Annotated in this window: 14 protein-coding genes and 1 pseudogene; 7 read left to right on the top strand and 8 right to left on the bottom strand. The window is 33.6% G+C overall.

Features of this window, described 5'->3' with window-relative positions:
* Positions 1 to 325: 325 nt before the first annotated feature.
* A complete protein-coding gene (locus tag EDC17_RS11690) occupies positions 326 to 1,177 on the bottom strand; it encodes a hypothetical protein (RefSeq protein WP_132778253.1) in 852 nt (283 codons plus the stop codon).
* A gap of 474 nt (positions 1,178 to 1,651) precedes the next feature.
* On the opposite strand from EDC17_RS11690, the gene EDC17_RS11685 reads away from it, so the two are divergent.
* Entirely contained in the window at positions 1,652 to 2,239 is a 588-nt protein-coding gene (locus tag EDC17_RS11685; RefSeq protein WP_207895754.1) for a cyclic nucleotide-binding domain-containing protein, read from the top strand.
* A gap of 409 nt (positions 2,240 to 2,648) precedes the next feature.
* On the opposite strand, the gene EDC17_RS11680 is transcribed toward EDC17_RS11685, so the two are convergent.
* Complete coding sequence (locus tag EDC17_RS11680; RefSeq protein ID WP_243646138.1) at positions 2,649 to 3,497, bottom strand: IS3 family transposase; 849 nt, start codon at positions 3,495 to 3,497, stop codon at positions 2,649 to 2,651.
* Positions 3,476 to 4,024 (bottom strand): helix-turn-helix domain-containing protein, encoded by a 549-nt coding sequence (locus EDC17_RS11675; RefSeq protein ID WP_132778250.1) that lies wholly within the window; start codon positions 4,022 to 4,024, stop codon positions 3,476 to 3,478. Before EDC17_RS11675 ends, EDC17_RS11680 begins: the two co-directional genes overlap by 22 nt.
* 49 nt (positions 4,025 to 4,073) lie before the next feature.
* Here EDC17_RS11675 and EDC17_RS17630 point away from each other — a divergent pair, with 49 nt between their 5' ends.
* Together EDC17_RS17630 and EDC17_RS11670 are read left to right on the top strand one after the other, a co-directional pair.
* Positions 4,074 to 4,367, top strand: coding sequence for a MauE/DoxX family redox-associated membrane protein (locus EDC17_RS17630; RefSeq protein WP_394343359.1), 294 nt, complete (start codon positions 4,074 to 4,076; stop codon positions 4,365 to 4,367).
* A 169-nt stretch (positions 4,368 to 4,536) separates the two neighbouring features.
* Positions 4,537 to 4,914 (top strand): hypothetical protein, encoded by a 378-nt coding sequence (locus tag EDC17_RS11670; protein WP_132778249.1) that lies wholly within the window; start codon positions 4,537 to 4,539, stop codon positions 4,912 to 4,914.
* 39 nt (positions 4,915 to 4,953) lie between these two features.
* Here the strand turns inward: EDC17_RS11670 and EDC17_RS11665 are convergent, their stop codons facing one another.
* The 3 genes from EDC17_RS11665 to EDC17_RS11655 are packed head-to-tail and all read right to left on the bottom strand — an operon-like array spanning position 4,954 to position 10,398.
* Positions 4,954 to 6,297, bottom strand: a complete 1,344-nt coding sequence (locus EDC17_RS11665) for a RagB/SusD family nutrient uptake outer membrane protein (protein ID WP_132778248.1) — start codon at positions 6,295 to 6,297, stop codon at positions 4,954 to 4,956.
* Positions 6,297 to 9,506 (bottom strand): SusC/RagA family TonB-linked outer membrane protein, encoded by a 3,210-nt coding sequence (locus tag EDC17_RS11660; RefSeq protein WP_132778247.1) that lies wholly within the window; start codon positions 9,504 to 9,506, stop codon positions 6,297 to 6,299. Before EDC17_RS11660 ends, EDC17_RS11665 begins: the two co-directional genes overlap by 1 nt.
* The gene (locus EDC17_RS11655) at positions 9,499 to 10,398 is read right to left on the bottom strand and encodes a TlpA family protein disulfide reductase (protein ID WP_132778246.1); all 900 of its coding nucleotides are present in this window, start codon (positions 10,396 to 10,398) and stop codon (positions 9,499 to 9,501) included. The genes EDC17_RS11660 and EDC17_RS11655 overlap by 8 nt, the downstream gene beginning before the upstream one ends.
* Before the next feature lie 644 nt (positions 10,399 to 11,042).
* Between EDC17_RS11655 and EDC17_RS11650 the strand changes: the two genes are divergently transcribed.
* Both EDC17_RS11650 and EDC17_RS11645 read left to right on the top strand, forming a co-directional pair.
* Complete coding sequence (locus EDC17_RS11650) at positions 11,043 to 11,456, top strand: helix-turn-helix domain-containing protein (protein ID WP_132778245.1); 414 nt, start codon at positions 11,043 to 11,045, stop codon at positions 11,454 to 11,456.
* Between the two features lie 426 nt (positions 11,457 to 11,882).
* Complete coding sequence (locus EDC17_RS11645) at positions 11,883 to 13,667, top strand: hypothetical protein (RefSeq protein ID WP_132778244.1); 1,785 nt, start codon at positions 11,883 to 11,885, stop codon at positions 13,665 to 13,667.
* Positions 13,668 to 14,004: 337 nt separating this feature from the next.
* On the opposite strand, the gene EDC17_RS11640 is transcribed toward EDC17_RS11645, so the two are convergent.
* Positions 14,005 to 14,766 (bottom strand): TerC family protein, encoded by a 762-nt coding sequence (locus EDC17_RS11640; RefSeq protein ID WP_132778243.1) that lies wholly within the window; start codon positions 14,764 to 14,766, stop codon positions 14,005 to 14,007.
* A gap of 477 nt (positions 14,767 to 15,243) precedes the next feature.
* On the opposite strand from EDC17_RS11640, the gene EDC17_RS11635 reads away from it, so the two are divergent.
* Positions 15,244 to 16,014, top strand: coding sequence for a DUF3050 domain-containing protein (locus tag EDC17_RS11635; protein WP_132778242.1), 771 nt, complete (start codon positions 15,244 to 15,246; stop codon positions 16,012 to 16,014).
* A 105-nt stretch (positions 16,015 to 16,119) separates the two neighbouring features.
* Here the strand turns inward: EDC17_RS11635 and EDC17_RS17420 are convergent, their stop codons facing one another.
* Positions 16,120 to 16,701: an IS4 family transposase gene (locus tag EDC17_RS17420; protein WP_262708191.1), complete on the bottom strand. Its 582-nt coding sequence runs from the start codon at positions 16,699 to 16,701 to the stop codon at positions 16,120 to 16,122.
* Positions 16,702 to 16,788: 87 nt separating this feature from the next.
* Here EDC17_RS17420 and EDC17_RS17720 point away from each other — a divergent pair.
* A pseudogene (locus EDC17_RS17720) lies at positions 16,789 to 16,881 on the top strand (IS982 family transposase); the annotation flags it as partial.

Raw genomic sequence — 16,881 nt, 5'->3', positions numbered from 1 at the left:
TCATATACCAATTTATGAATGATAAAAAACGAGCTAAAAAATATTAAACATAATAGTAAAATACAGATTACCCTCAAATTTGAGGAACCCTTCCATATTTTATACGCTATCCCTTCAAGGATAAAAAAATAGAATAGCATGATGATCGAGACCACCAGCGAGTTAATTATTGAGAAGTTTGCCCTATATAAAATAGCATTTCCTATAAATATTATTAAAATTACTATGAATGTTATAAGTAAATAGGGTAATAATTTAGATTTAGACAGCATAATTAGTAATTGGCTATCTTAATCTAAGATTTATTTTTTACTTTTTAAATAATTTATTCGAAAAACCTATAATTAAGAATATCAAAGTATAGTATTTTATTACCTATATTAATCTTTTTCATATCAGCTTTAGGTGCTATTTTCTTACGCGAACTGGGATTTATTTGTATAGTATGATAACGATGCAAGTAGCTCCAACACTCCCATAGATAAAGTTTATCTTTTATTGTCTGCTTAAGAATATAAAACAGATCATTCATGCATCTGATAGCATATCCGTCTTTATTTTCTTGTGGTCTGGGTCGTATAATTGATTGAAGTCTAAGAACTGTATTGTGTCCATTGTTTCTTTGGACAATAGGATATATGTTTAAGGATAGGATGAACGAAATTAAAGCAATACCCTTCCTTACATATAGTTTTTTTCTAAAGAAGTTTACCGGCAGTAAATCCTTTGATTTTGAGTCTGCCCCAACAAAACCATCGGCAAAAATGATAACACACCTCTGTTCGAAAATTGAATTGCGGACTTTCAATAGTACATAAGGATCCTGAGCGTCTAAAAATTTCGGTTGAAAATTGAGCTTATTCTTCTCAATTAATGCTTTAAAGTAAGCTTGGTATTTTTGCGTGAGACTTTTTGTTATTACTATATCAAACTTTACTCCTACTGCGGCCAAATAATTAATGCTTTGCAAATGACTTCCAAGATGGTATAATGCAATAATACCTACAGGTGATTTCTTTAATCTGTCAATTTCCGGAAAGCTTATATTTTTATAACTGGTACTGCTGTGATATGATTTCCAGCGTCTAAATATTTCCTCGTGACAGCTTTGAGAAATATGAGGTAGAAAATAGTGCAGATTGGCACTGAAAAATGCACTTTTTAAATTATCAATCATAATCAATTAGTATTTAACTTCCCTGCCTAATGAAATAGGCAAGGAAGTAGGTTAATTAATGCCTATAAATGGGATATAGGACACTTCTCAATTGGTTCTCGCTCTTCATTACCATTCAGGGTATTTACAATCTGAGGAAGGAAAACCTCATTTAAGGGTCTTGCCTTAGAGGCTTTAGAATTTAAGTTTTGGTTCATTGTTGTTAGCAATTATGTTAGTACGTTCAAACTATCCTGAGTTGAACATCTCAGACTTCGTCGACGAAGATTGTTAGATCCAACAGTTCTAAATTCAAAATCTTTAATCTATAAAAACGAATAAATTCGCAAACAACCAAAATCAGCACCTGAACGACACGTTTTGGGTGTGCTTTGTCGTTCACGCTTTTTTTTATCACGAAAAGTGTCGTTTGGGTCCAAAAAGTGGTCGTTTACGCTTTTTTTCTTTTATTAAAAAAACTCTTATCAATTTGATATGAAAAAGAGTATGGATAGATTTTTAAATTATTTGAACACCATTTTCAACTTGTCCGATGCCGCTAAAGATTATTTAAGTATCCACGGTAAAATAAAAGTATTCCCGGCGGGATCTTATTATAAGTTTGATGATGAAAAAATTGAAAAATGGTGCTTTATGTTGGAAGGGCTAGCTGCCAGAATAGGCTTTGAAAACGATAATGAAGTTATAGAACGGATATATTGTAAAGATTTCTATTTCTCTGGCACAAAGCATGTTTTTTCAAAAACTAGCGAGCGGATTTCAATTAAATTTTTACGTAAATCGGAAATTTATGAGATACAGAATCACCATTTAAGAATAGCTTTCCAGCAATATCAAGAGCTACAAGAGTGTTACCTTGTGTTAAAGGAATACGAAATACAATACATAAAAGATCTTTTAAGTATTTTGAAATCCCCTTCGAAAAAGAGATTGTATGAACTACACAGAAGACAACCTTTCTTATTATCGATCCTTACAGTAAAAGAAAAAATATCCTATTTAAATTTTAAAAATATCAAAGAATACTATTCTTCACTCGGATTCTTAATATATTCCACATAAAGTATTTATAAGCACACCACCGCTATAACTTGACGAAATAAATCAATCTTAATTGTTGCAGGTCGAGCAGTGACACTTTCCGATATTATTCAAGTTTTAACCTAACTGCTGGCTGCAAATCCTACATCCAGGATACAACACTTTATAAAATAATACTTTTTTCTAATTAAAGAATAGGGTGCAGGTAGAATATTTACGCGCTGCACTCCATCTAACTTTGATCTATAAGTTTTTTATATATCAAATTATTCTGAGATGAAAAGAAAAATATATCACATATGCATTTTGTTACTGCTATTATTATGGGTCCCTGTGGTAATAGATAAAGTTTTATATTTTAACACTTTTCGGATCGACATTTTAAAACAGCCCTTTGATGACTAGACTGCACCCCAAAATTTAGACAAATTTAGTTTAAAGTTTTATAATAATGAGTTCGGTATTCCACCGGGCTCATTTTGTTTAAATTAGATTTTATTCTTTCGTTATTATAATAACCAATATACTCCTTTATTTCTCTTTTTAAATGGTCGATGTTATTAAATTTTTTAAGATAAAACAGCTCTGATTTTAAAGTGCCGAAAAAGTTTTCGATTACCGCATTATCCCAACAATTGCCTTTACGAGACATACTTTGTGTAATGCCTTGTTGCTTTAATATTTGCTGATATTGCTTCATCTGATATTGCCAGCCTTGATCGGAATGAAAAACTAAGTCTTTGCCATTTTTTAGCTTTAGAAATGCATTCCGAAGCATGCCTATTATTTGTTTAAAATCTGGTCGCTCACTTAATTGATAACTGATAATTTCTTGGTTGAACAAGTCCATTACAGGTGACAAATAAAGCTTCTTATCTTTCACTTTAAACTCCGTTACATCTGTTACCCACTTTTGCTCTGGAGCATCAGCCTTAAACTCCCGTTGTAAAATGTTAGGAGCAATTCTGCCTTGCTCACCTTTATAAGATTTATATTTCTTTGCTCTTATAAGGCTTTTTATGCCTAACATTTTCATGAGCTTAAGCACCAATTTATGGTTGATTACATGCCCTGTCTTACGCAATTCATCCGTGATGCGCCTATAGCCATATCTTCCCTTATGTTTGTTATAAATACTTTTAATCAGGGTTTTGAGCGCATCATACTTGTCTTTTTTATCTTTTTTTTCATGATAATAATAGGTACTTCTCGCTACGTTGCCATACTTAATGAGTAATGTCACATCAAACTCTTGCCTTAATTCTTGGATGGCTTGGATTTTTGCTGGCGTTCTTGTTCCTCCAGCGCTTGAATTAAGGCATTGTACTTTTTTAAGAATGCCACCTCACAACGTAACTCTTCATTCTCTCTTAATAGCTCCTCTTCACGAGTCAATGGTTTATTCGATTTTCGAGGTTTACGTTTATTAGTACTCATATTTTTGACAGGACGGCCTTTTCGTTTTGGGGTTAATCCGTCCAATCCAAATGTAGCATATTTTTTCTGCCACTGGATAATAATACTCGCATTGGGTATATGAAACTTGAATTTAGCTTGGCTTGAGCTTAGTTTTTCTTGCTCAATTGCGCGAATAACTTTTAACTTAAATTCGACCGTATATCTTTTATTCTTAGTTGAAATTAATCCTTGCAATCCTAGTAGACGATAGTTCTGAATCCATCGTGTGACTAACCTTCTATTCAATCCATATTTTTCCGATATGGAAGAAATAGAATGATACTTTTCAATATTTAATTTTACACAATTGAGCTTAAATGCTACATCGTATTTGACTCTTCGTTCCATAAAAATACCCCCAGAAAGTGTCTAACTTTTTGGGGGCAGTGCAGACAGCATAGCTCCTGTAGTTTATTATAGTTTACCATTTTTAGAGGGTGCCGCAGTATTGTTACTTATTATTCCCAAATATCAAAAGGTGGGATTTATACTTTCCAGTATTTTACTTCTAAGTTTTACCGTATATGTCGCAATTGCAGCGCTGGGCATCTGGGATAAAATTCCGTGTGGATGTGGAGCACTAATAGCGGGAATGAGCTGGCATCAGCACTTCTTTTTCAATTTATTTTTTTTATTCACCAGCTTTTTAGGGCTTTATCTAAATAAAAACCAAAATTATTTTAACAAGTAAAAACCTTGAATCAGCGTCTAAATCTTAGGGGTATTAGACTAAGGGCAAGCCAGCCAAACGGCTCTTCCGGACTTCTTGAAATATGCTTCTTGGCACCTGACGATATTGGAAGTATATAGAAGTAATTTAAAAGAGGAAATTTAAGAATCCTCTATAAACCTAACATCGGGTGAGTGAACAATTCACCTTAAAAAAAATTAAAAACATGAAAAACATGAAAAATTATGCATTTGCCTTGGTAGCCATGGTGATTGCACTCGGAAGTTTTACCCTAATGTCCTTTAAAAAATCGGAAGTTCAAACTTCTTATTTTTATGAGTACACTTCCAGTTCAACCTCTCAACTGGATATAGAAAACATTAATAATTACCAACGATCCGAACAAAGTTGCGAACCCGGAGACCATGTGTGCGGAGTAAATCTTCCTAGTAATACTGGGCTGGGAAATCCGCCAAACACTGCTGAATTTGATGCCGTAAAAAGTCAATTATGGGCGTCTGAACAATCAGGCGAAGCCCAAACGGATCAAATCCAAATGAAGGATTAAAGTACAAATATTCCCTTCGGTAGACGAAGGGAATATTCATTAAGGGTTTTGTGTTAACCCACTAAACTCCACGGATTCTTTTATAATTTTAAATACATACCTGTCTCCTCCAGGCAGTAGCTCATAAATATCCGATCCAAGTTTTCTTTTAAGTGTTTCTTTATACTTCTCGTCTTGATTAAGTCGTCTAAGATCAGTCCATCGTAATCCACGAGCTATAAGTTCCTTCCTACGTTCTAAAAGTATAATATGCAATAACTTTACAGGATCAGTTTCAGCAACTTCCACAAAAGTGTCTTTTTTTATTCTTTTACTTAATAGTAAATTCAAATATTTTAATGCTAAGTCAGTTTTCCCCATACGTGCACTACATTCTGCTTTGATAAGGTAGATTTCGTCAGTAGCTATTCCCACAAACTGGATTGCAGAGCTGGATCCAGAATAATGGCCTTTAAAACCTCTCGTTTTATCAGCATTTAGTGTAAAAAAGGCAGGTACTCTAAGGTCATTTTCACTATAAGATTTTAACAAAAATGTATCAACATGACCTCGATTCCTATGCAATAAGGAGGCAACAGAGGCCTGTACATCTAAAATTACTTCCGCATTTCTTGCCTGAAAAGGAACGTTCTGGGAAGTATTAATCTCATTATAATCTATTAAAGTAGAATATATCTGCAAGCAGGAGTCAGCATATAATTCCGCCTTAGTATAATCGTTCATTGCTAGATAGATTCTTGAAAGAAATCCATATGACCCAGCCCTATTTGGCTGATACTTTACAGTAATATCCGTATCTAAATGTGGAAGTGCTTGTTGAATCTCACTAATAATAAATTCATAAGTTTCCATAACAGTGGAGCGCTGGGGGATTAAATTTATGTCCGCAGTAATTTTTAAAGGAATTCCTAAATCAGTTTCCGCAGACTCCTTTGAATAAGGTTTACAAAACAAAGTAGCAAGTGAATAGTGATATAAGGCCCTCCAAAAACGTGCTTGTGCATAATAATTCTTTTTTATAGATTCTTCACCACCCTCCACTTTTTCTACAGTTTCCATAATTATATTAGAAATAAATATGGCTCTATAGGGAGATGTCCAAAATGGACCAACCTCATCATTCTCCTGCCATAAATATGTTTTACGCTCTCTTTCACTAGCTGAATTCAGATTCTGAATATTTACGTAGAAATTATCAGATGCTAATTCCGCAGCATTCGGATGGGCGGCATTTAATCTTGCATAGTCTTTCAACAAGAGCTGAACATCCTCTAATGTGGAAGGTGTAGCTATTTTAGCTGAAGGCTTTTCGTTTAAATATTTTTCACATGAAACACACAGCATGCAAAAAAGTAATATTAATATATTAAATGTTAATTTCATTATTGTAGATTTAATTGTATACCAACAGAATAAGTTACAGGTCTTCTATAACCCTTAATGTTTTCTGGATCAATTTTCCATTTATTTGCATTCCATACAAATACATTCATGTTGTCTATGTAAGTGTAACAAACTATACTTTTTAGTGATTTTGTATTTTGAGGAATCCATTGATATTGTAAACGTATTTCATTTAGCCGAATATAATCGGCCTTCTGCACGTTAATTTCAGAATACGCATAGAAGTTATCTCTTCTGCTATCCGAAGGAAAGATTTGAGCTGGCACATCCGTATACTTCTCATCTCCTTCTTTCCTCCATCTATTTTCATATTCCTGATTACCATTAGAATCTCCATATTGAAATAATGAAGTGTAATTAAGGGTTGGTTTGCGAAAATAATGACCAAACTTATAGTTAATTCCAACTGTTAAATTCCATTTTTTCCAACCGATATTGTTTCTTAGTGCGCCAAAATATGGAGAAATAGCCGGACCATGAATGACTTGGTCTTCAATGCTATTTGATTGCATCTGATAATAGTCTTCACTAATTTCATTATTTAGATATCCTCTAGGATTTCCATTTAATGGATTCAATCCTGCCCACCGGTAACTTACTAGTAAATAAGGGTGATAATTTTCTAGAGGGAACAAACTTGTACCCGATGAAGCAATACCCGTTACTGATGGGGGGTTAAGATTCTTGGTGACTTTATAGTCAGAATAGCTAAATAATAGATGTGAATTCCATTTTATAACCTTTTGGAGTATATTAACGGATAAATTGACATCAGTTCCATAGCCTTTCATAGAAGCAGAATTTTTTGGCTGTATCGTCATTCCCACTATTGGATCTAGCCTGGTTGAATTAAATATGTCTGTAGATTCTTTTCTGTAATACTCAATACTACCTGTTATGCGACTATTCTTAAACAAATCGAAATCTACCCCAAAATTTATAGTCTTAACAGTTTCCCATCGCAAGGTAGGGTTTGGCCCCATAGCGATGGTAGCATAATTTTGATTAATGGCACTATTATTTTGTCCATAGTAATCTATTTGTGTTAATGCTGTGGCATTAACAGGAATATTCCCACTATAACCATACGTGGCGCGTAAAGAAAATTTATTTACAGAAGGAATATTAAAATAAGGTTCTTTGGCCAGATGCCAAAGTCCTCCCAATGACCATAAAGGATTCCATTTTTGGTTTGTATTTACGCCAAATAAATTAGATGCATCTTTACGAATACTTCCTGTAACTGTGTACCTACTCTTGTAAGTGTAAGCAGCATTCCCAAAAACGGAAATAAATCGGTTTAAAAATTTATTGCTATTTGATCCATAAGGTATATAACTATAACCAAAAAGATTGTATAAGCTTGGATACATTGTCGTCGGATCGATATTCACATGAGTTAGCTTTTCACTATCATACCCATATTTAATATCACTTAATGATTCCCTTTTGCTCTCTCGAACCTCTGCACCAATTAAAGAATTAATTTGATGGTCCCCATAGGTGTTATTAAATTCCAGCTGGGCACGGATATTATTTGCGCTATTATAATTATTGATGGTGTTTTTAATGCCTCCAATAGGAATTATATAATGGATTGAGCCATTCTGCTCCTGTGAAAAGGTATTAATTAGATTTCTCGCGAAGTAACTATCTTTATGATGTATTTGTCTTAATTGATTTTCACCAAATTGCTGTTGTATCTTTACTAAAGCGGCGAGGCCGAAATCCCATTTATAATTTACCCCAAAGTTGATAATAACATCTTTTAGCTTATTCTCATTATCCGAGAGTCGTAGTTCATCTAAGGGACGATATTTCCAGTCCAGTAATTTCCCCTGACCTATAGTATCCGTAAAAATCCCTCTATAATGAATATCAAGTGGAACTGGTGTATTATTCTCGGAAGCTAAGGAATTATAACCCGATATGCGAGGATAATTTCCATAGCCACCTGGGCTATTATTCTGCGAGGTTTGTAAAGCTAATCTTATTCCTAGGTCAATAGACAGGTTCTCACTAAACCTAATGGCATTATCTGCCCTAAGATTAAATCGCTTATTCTGGTTTCCTTGTAAATGTTCTTTTCCATCATCATAACCCGCCGATATTATATAGGAATGTGTTTTATTTGAACCTGAAACCGTGGAAAAATATTGCTGATTAATGGAAGGCTGATACAAATATTTCTGGAAATCATCTCTGTAATCGACCTGCTCTAATCGCGCTAGCTCTTTGTTTAAATCTTGCTCCGAAATTAAGCCTAAGCGATTACTTTCTAACAACTCCGCTACTTGTGGAATAACTTGTCCATTATTCATATTAAATCGACTTGAATAGTATCCCTTTTCATACAGAAATTTTTCCATTTCTATATACGAGTCAACAGACATATGATTTGCTGTAAATAAGTTCGGCCTTGGGGAGACTGTACTATTTATAGTGAAATTGGTTGATACTCTTTCTCCTTTGCTTGCTGCCTTACTCTTAATTACTATGACACCATTTCCTGCACGAGCGCCCCATATTGATGATGCTGCAGCATCTTTCAATATAGATATCGATTCTACGTCATTTGGATTAAGCGACTCTAACCTCCCCTCATATGGAAAGTTATCAAGAATAATCAAAGGTTTCATGGATTCATATCCTAAAGATGAAATTCCACGAATTTCTAAGGTCGGGTCTGCAGGATTTTGCTTATTTGTTTGCAAGCCACTTACCAAACCATCTATTCTAGATATTACATCTTTACCGATTCTCTGATTCCAGGTCGCACTATCAATAAATTCATAGGAGCCTGTCGCCCTTTCCTTGGGTATGCGTTGTAAGCCTGATTCTATAATGACTTCATCTATTAATACGTTTGATGATTTCATTTGTACGATTAAAGGAAGTTCCATTGCATCTTTTACTTCAATTGCGACCTCCTGAAATCCAACTTTTGAGAATATTATAGTATCTACTGGATAACGAAGCAATAAGTAATAGGATCCCTGCGCGTCGGTTTGGGTCTGCGAAAGACTCTTTTTTAGTTTTATACTGACACCCTCGATAAATTGAGAAGACTGCGCATCTTTAACTTCACCCCATATTCTTATTCGACCAGTTTGAGCGAAACTATTACTTACAGAAAATTGTAATAAGAAGATAGATAATATTAAAGAACATAACTTTAAATTATTCATCACCACCTCCTTTTCCTTTCATAAATGACATAACTCTATCCTTGGTTAACTCCGAAGAATCTGTGATGGCCAGAATTTCCCCCGAAGAGCTAAGCCACACCAGATGTGGGTAAACCTTAGGTTTAAATAAATTGGTGAAAATTTCATCCTTATAGATAGTGGGTATAATAAAATTTCCAGAAATATTTTCCGCTTGTTTATCAAAAATATATTGAATACGATTTTTATCATCTTTACTGTTAGATGGGTTAATCAAAAGGATCTGAATTTTATCATTAAAATTACGTTGGATACTATTTAATTTATCAAATGACTTTAAGCAGCTACTACACCAACTAGTCCAAAAGTCAAGTATAATAAGTTCCTTATGCTTATAATCCATTAGCGTCACGGTACTGTTTTGGTCAGGCAGATTTAGTACTTTATTTTCATTGGTCCATATTTCATTTGGTATACTCTCACCGACCTTTAAAGTTTGATGTAGGTAATCATTTTCACTCTGGCCATTGACAATATTAATATTAATAAGGTTTGTTAGTGTGAATAGTATAATAGATAAAAGTGTAGTAGGCACAGTTGTACTGTAGCTATTACGTTTATTTGAATATCTTGGTATATCTGATATATAATCTTTGCAATTATTTGGTAAGATTATTTTTCTACTCATTGCAGATTCCTTAATACTCACTCTATCTAACTGAATGTGGTATATTAATTTAGCGAGATACTGTGTATAAGATTCAAGATGACCGGATTTAGATAATATTTCTCTGTCGGAAACATTCGTATTTTGCATTTCGCAATCTTTTATACGCCTTATTGTAGCGCATACATTATTTTTTCGGACTACATTTTTAGACAAAAAAGTAGCTGCCTTGTAAAAATTTTTCATTTTTCATGGTTTTAAATTGGTTAATGAAGTATGGTAGTAGGATGTATGACCCAAAGTAGATTGTAAGAATCCAAATGGATATTAACATTTAACATGCTTCAAATAATTAATAAATGATTTGGGGGATACCGAATTAAACTACGTTTGTGGTAAAAAATATCTTTATAGAATTGGATATTGCTAAAACGTGAATTCGGAGCTCTGACATATAAATGTCACGCTTCAAACGCCGATCTACTCGGGACTTTTGATGATGTTTTTAAGTAATTGCTTTTTCATAACTCGTATAATTGAACGAGTCTTCACCAGGAGGGAAAAACCATAATGGCGTGACATCCTACCTACCGTCAGCGCAGCCGTGAGAAGCTTGGAACGAGTAAGCGGACGCCACGCCACTATAGACGGGCGCTACTCCACTTATCGCCTTGTTCCATTGAAATTTCTCACGTTTCGCTAACAAGACCCATAAGTGCAACACCATAATGATGTCGCTAAATTATCATAATATTTCCAAATAACATATATGTTTTTAGTATATTTGGATTAAATGTTATACAAATATTTGTAAATAGAAAGTATAATCAAATAGGTAATGGTTATATTTGTATAACTTTCAATTATATTTAGTTATAAAATTACAAGTTATGACTTCAGGAACTAAAATTCGTCTATTAAGAGAGCACAAAAATTGGGATCAGAATTATTTATCTAGTCTAATGGAAATATCCCAACCAGCTTTGTCTAAAATAGAGTCGGACCAAACTAAACTTTCATGGAATCATGCAATAAAATTGGCAGACATATTTGAAGTATCTCCTGAATTCTTTTTTGATTCTAGTATATTTAATAATAATACTAATAGTGGGAATGGAAATCAAGTTATTAACCCACAATCTTATTATGAAAATAATCTTCAATTAATAAAATCCATATACGAAGACCATTTACATACAAAAAATGAATTATTGGAATCCCGTAATGAAAGAATAATGGAATTAAAAAAACAAATAGAAGATTTAAAATCAGAATTAGCAATCTTCAAAAAATCGAAGATATAACTTTCAGCAGAGAGGCAATAAGCCAATGCTTCAATAAACAAAACCCTCTTAGCTGTTTTGTAAATTTAATAGGAAAGATTGGGGGACGTTAAAGTGATCTTCATTATCCTGTCCTCTTTTTAATCAACAACAAAGCGCGAAACCTAGAACACTATACGATATAGACTTTTTATTAGGTGTTTATGATGAAACGAGAATGGGAGCTTTTCGTTTTAAGTTAGATCCTTGGGGAGATTTTCAACAAGTTGTTCTTGTCAATCGAATCTCAATATATAATAAATTGCATGTTTTTAGCTCATAATTTACTTAGCAAGGCTAATTAGTAGACTTTCAGCTACTCTTTTAATCTTTAGACATTGTTTTAGGTTACAAAATTAGCCTGGGATTATGAATAAGTTTAACTTTGCTGCATAATTTAAAACACCTATGAAATCAATTTCATCCTTAATTTACAGTGCCTTAGTAGTACTTGTTTTAGCAACTAGCTGTGATAAATCTGATCCTGTTACCAAAGAAAAGATTATTATTAACAATAATGCTAATTCATTAAGCAACCGTATAACTAGTAAAAATGCTGGTTTATTAAATTTTCATTTACCTTCTTCTAGCTCCATGAAGTTTAGAAGTGGAACTTCGGCAGAATCCGTAATCTTAACATCATCAGATAAAAACTTTGCTTTAGCATTAGTATCTGAAATATCTTCACCTGAATTCCAAGGACAAAAGCTTAGATCTACTCATGTTGCTGTGCAAGGAACTTTTGCTTATGTGAGCTATAATACAGAAGGTGATAAATATTTAGGCGGTATTGATATCATTGATATATCTGACATTAACAATCCAAAGCTTGTAGTAAGTGCGCAGCTACAAGATGTGGATGTTAATGCTATATACGTTGACGGAAATCAGTTATTAATTGCTGGTGCAGCAGATAGAGACGTGTATACGGATCTCCCAACATCAGCCTTCTCGTCCTTCTTGCCTTTGAATAATGGGTTAATAGGTAGCGATTATAATTTTAATAGCATCCAAGGTCCATCTGCGATGGATATTATTGCTGGAACACAGGGCGCAAATTATGTTGTTTCAGGTGGAGCAAGTGGTGTACTTGCAAAACTAAATAAGCAAAATGGAAATGTTGAGATATCAATAAACATCCCAGATTTAAGATCTGTTAAGGAAAATGGAACCAAGGTAGTAGCATTAAGTGGTACAGGATTATTAAAAGTATATAATCAATCCTTAGTTCATGAAAAAGATATAACAGTTCAACCTAATACAGCTGAGTCTAAAAGGACAATGGACTTACAACAAAACATCGCCATTGTTCCACAGGGTAAAGCAGGATTTGGTATCTATAATATAGTATCTGGAAGCCTTATTAAGCAACACGATATCCCTACTTATTCTGGTAATGACTCGAATTTAGATCCTGAGGATGTTGTTGTAAACGCTGTTTCAGTAAACAATGATAAATTATTTACAGCCAATGGTGGAGCTGGTGTGTCTATATACAATTATTCTAATCAATCAGGAGCAGCAAATTTATTAGGTACGGCAAGTTTCAATGGTTTGGATTTAACTTCAAGTAACTTTGTGGTTAGTAGAGATAACTATGTTTTTGTTGCATCAGGAAGAGGTGGATTGAAAATTTTAAAAATGATCGATCTGACCCCAAAGGTTCCAACATGTAATGGTAACTATCCCAATTATACAGGTAATGATAGTTGGTTTAATATAAATTCCAATGAGGTAAGAAGTTTTTCTGGAGTAAGAAGCTTTCAGGGAATAAATATTGGAGGTTCTTTAACATGGTGTGGGACATTAAGTGTACTATCCGGAGATTTGAATGTAAATTCTAATGGAACACTCAATGTTTATGGTACTCTTGCTGCATCAAAAAACATGAATGTTAATTCAAATACCAACCTATATGGAGCTTCTGTTGTGGAGGGTAATATTAACTTGAACAGTAATGGTCTACTAAAAATTAACGGGAGTTTAGCGCAAGGAAAAAGCTCCGGTAATACCACTACTTTTCATGTTAACGGGAAGTTAGAAATAGATGGTGAGGTCATAGTGTATGGTGATTTAAATATTAATAGTTCGGGAGTAGTTGAATTTAAGAATACATCTTCTAAATTAATTGTGTATGGTAGATTTACAAATAACAATGGAAAAGTATTAAACGGACAAATTCAAAAAATTTAAGTTGAGTAAAGCTGCTATAGTGGTGCTTAACTTCCCATTATCACTTTTTAAAGAATATTAAGATATTTAAAATCAATAGAATCCTTATTTATAAGCCTTGTAGAGATTGAAATACTTAGTATAACGATATTACCAAAAGCCGAATCAGATTCACAAAGTGGGAAAAACGCATTGTGACGACTCATCGGCAATTCAGAATCCCAACACTGGGTTGCAGGAAGGTGAAATTATTGTTCTATATGATAAATAAGAATAAGGATTTCTGCAAAACAGATAGGTCGAACGATTTAATTTTTAGCAAGGGGGTGCAGATGCACCCCTTTGATGCTTTTATTATTTATCCTTGCCCAGAAGTAAGCTTCTTCTTCTGTGATCGAATATTTAAAAATTCAACCAGTACAGAGAAAGCCATTGCAAAATATATATATCCTTTTGGAATATGTTGGTCAAAAGCCTCAGCCGTTAAAGAAACACCTATAAGAAGAAGAAAAGCGAGAGCCAACATCTTAACCGATGGATAATTATTGACAAATGCTGAAATACGCTCTGCTGTTAAAAGCATAATGATTACCGCAACAATAACTGATGCGATCATCACCCCGATTTGGTCTACCATACCCACAGCCGTAATCACAGAGTCCAAAGAGAATACTAAGTCCAAAATGATAATCTGAAAAATTACGCTCCTAAAGGACATAAGCTTCTTACCTTGCTCAATACTTTCGGAATGTCCTTCCACTCGATGATGAATCTCTGTTGTAGCCTTATAGATTAAGAAAAGTCCGCCCAAAAATAATATCAAATCTCTGCCGGAGAGATGTAAATATCTTTGCCAATCAGGATTTGAAATATTAAAAGCATTAGCTAAGTCGATCCAAGGCTCAGTAAGCCCCATAATCCACTTAATCGAAAATAAAAGACCTACACGCATAACAAGGGCTAGCATTAGACCGACTTGTCTTGCCTTTTTCTGTTGATGCGGCGGAAGTTTAGCGCTTTGGATTGAGATAAACACTAAATTATCTATCCCCAAGACAATCTCTAATACCGTTAGAGTCAAAAATGAAATCCAAATTTGTGGATCAGTTAGCCATTCCATATAAAGTAATTATAAGTTTATTGCCTTCGTAGCAAATATTAAACCATTTCCATGAGCTAGACATCCTATTAAAATAAGGGGAGCTTCTACTAAAAGATATATTCTAATATCTATGGGAAATATTAATTCAGAAAGTTAGTTCTGTATAAATATTTCCTGCGGGCAAAATACCGGTATGGTCTTGCAGGACTAATGTTTCTATTCAATTATTTAGAGAGCCAAAAAGTTAATGTTTTTGCTCCCCATTCTGTTATAAACGCTTATATAACAACGCTTAAGTGACATATGTTAAATGTTCCAAATTGAGACTTCTTTGGTAAGAATCGCAATAATCTTTATAAAATTTTCCGTCCCTATGAAAACCCGGTTTGACCAATTTATCCATCAGCAGTCAGCAAGGTTACCTATACATTATGCCAAAAACAGTATCTGTAAAAACTATTATTTTATTTGCTGATCATAAGCTAATTTTGCCAGATGAAACAATTTAAAGAAATACAGGACTTATTAAAAGAAGAAAAAGAAGCATTAAAAAATCATCCCTTATACAGCAAAATTCAAAACATTGAACATTTAAGGGTTTTTACGCAAGTGCACGTGTATGCCGTATGGGATTTTATGTCACTTCTTAAAGCATTACAGATTGAACTAACCTGCGTGAGCACCCCTTGGTTTGCTTCTAAGTATCCAAACACCAGATATTTGATTAATGAAATAGTTCTTGCTGAAGAATCAGACACCTATATGGACGGCAGACGTTTAAGTCATTTCGAAATGTACATAGATGCAATGGAATCTATGGGATCAGATACCTCAGGCATCAATAATTTTTTAAATGATATTAAAACTACCAACAATATTTACGTAAGTATCGAAAATTTAAATGCAGATAGAAGGATTAAGGAGTTTTTAAAATTCACCTTTGATATAATTGAAAGCAGAGAACCGCATAAAATAGCTGCAGCATTTACATTCGGCAGGGAAGATTTAATACCCGATATGTTTTCATCAATCTTAAAGGAAATTCAACATAGTTTCCCCGAAACAGACCTTGATAGACTGATTTATTATTTTCAGCGCCATATAGAGTTAGACGGTGATGAGCACGGGCCATTGGCTTTAAAAATGATCGAAGAGTTAGCAAAAGATGATCCGCAAAAATGGGCAGATATTCAATCTGTATCCAAACTCTCCTTGCAAAAACGAGTAGATTTATGGGATGCCATATTGGAGAATGTTTTAATCTAAAAACACAACTGTCCTAAATAAAATTTATTACGTATAAAATCTACCTTCTTCTATTAATTAGAAAAGCTTTTGTTAAAAAATCAAATTATATCCTACCTATGGTTTTTAGAAGAGTTTATATTGTCCTATTTTATCAGGAGGTTTGCCTGAAAAGAATGGATCATTAGCCCATTTCCAGAGATCAATTTTCACAAATATATTTAATCGAATAAAGTTCACAAGATTTGATAAGTTCCAATCGTATTTAGCCTTTTTCTGAATGTATTTAAAGAGTAGTATTCCTATTAATGCAGTCCAAATTTGGATATAAACAGCATTTTCTGATGTTCCTACAAAGCTGGTTACTTTCAGACGCTGTTTTAGATGCTTAAAGAAAGTTTCAATTTCCCATCTTTCTTTATATAACGCCGCTACTGTTGATGCTTTCCATGTGAAATTGTTCGTTAAGAACTCATATTCAGCATTATTTATGCTGTCCCAAAAACGAACTAGACGCATTTTCTTTCCTTGATAGTGCTTTTTAGCATCTCCATCAAGTTCAATGATCTGATCCTGAAGAACTCCGCTGTCCTTGAGTGCTTCACTTTGAAATGTTCTCACCACTGTATATTTCATATTGCTTTTACTGCGTGTGACAAAGAAGCTCTGGTTGCTGTCCTTTAGATTTGCTTTTAACCTGAATTCGATTATTAATTCTATTTAAAATTGCAATCATGGTGGCAAATGTTTATATTTAAGTATCTGAAATTCAAATATTTAACAATATACCAATCCATGATTACATACGATAAAGTTACCGATATTTTCTGCATAGTTGATGAGTTTTGCAAGAACTTTGAAAAAAACACTAAAAACTTCATCATTGGG

It is taken from the genome of Sphingobacterium alimentarium (genome assembly GCF_004342685.1).
Taxonomy (GTDB): domain Bacteria; phylum Bacteroidota; class Bacteroidia; order Sphingobacteriales; family Sphingobacteriaceae; genus Sphingobacterium; species Sphingobacterium alimentarium.
The sequence above is the reverse complement of the archived record's forward strand: the minus strand, read 5'-3'. Positions and strand labels throughout refer to the sequence as shown.

Excerpts from the sequence above, each read along its gene's own strand:
- EDC17_RS11675 (WP_132778250.1), bottom strand. The coding sequence starts at position 4,024 with ATGGAACGAAGAGTCAAATACGATGTAGCATTTAAGCTCAATTGTGTA.
- EDC17_RS11635 (WP_132778242.1), top strand. The coding sequence starts at position 15,244 with ATGAAACAATTTAAAGAAATACAGGACTTATTAAAAGAAGAAAAAGAA.
- EDC17_RS11685 (WP_207895754.1), top strand. The coding sequence starts at position 1,652 with ATGAAAAAGAGTATGGATAGATTTTTAAATTATTTGAACACCATTTTC.
- EDC17_RS11690 (WP_132778253.1), bottom strand. The coding sequence starts at position 1,177 with ATGATTGATAATTTAAAAAGTGCATTTTTCAGTGCCAATCTGCACTAT.
- EDC17_RS11640 (WP_132778243.1), bottom strand. The coding sequence starts at position 14,766 with ATGGAATGGCTAACTGATCCACAAATTTGGATTTCATTTTTGACTCTA.
- EDC17_RS11660 (WP_132778247.1), bottom strand. The coding sequence starts at position 9,506 with ATGAATAATTTAAAGTTATGTTCTTTAATATTATCTATCTTCTTATTA.
- EDC17_RS11650 (WP_132778245.1), top strand. The coding sequence starts at position 11,043 with ATGACTTCAGGAACTAAAATTCGTCTATTAAGAGAGCACAAAAATTGG.
- EDC17_RS11665 (WP_132778248.1), bottom strand. The coding sequence starts at position 6,297 with ATGAAATTAACATTTAATATATTAATATTACTTTTTTGCATGCTGTGT.
- EDC17_RS11645 (WP_132778244.1), top strand. The coding sequence starts at position 11,883 with ATGAAATCAATTTCATCCTTAATTTACAGTGCCTTAGTAGTACTTGTT.
- EDC17_RS11655 (WP_132778246.1), bottom strand. The coding sequence starts at position 10,398 with ATGAAAAATTTTTACAAGGCAGCTACTTTTTTGTCTAAAAATGTAGTC.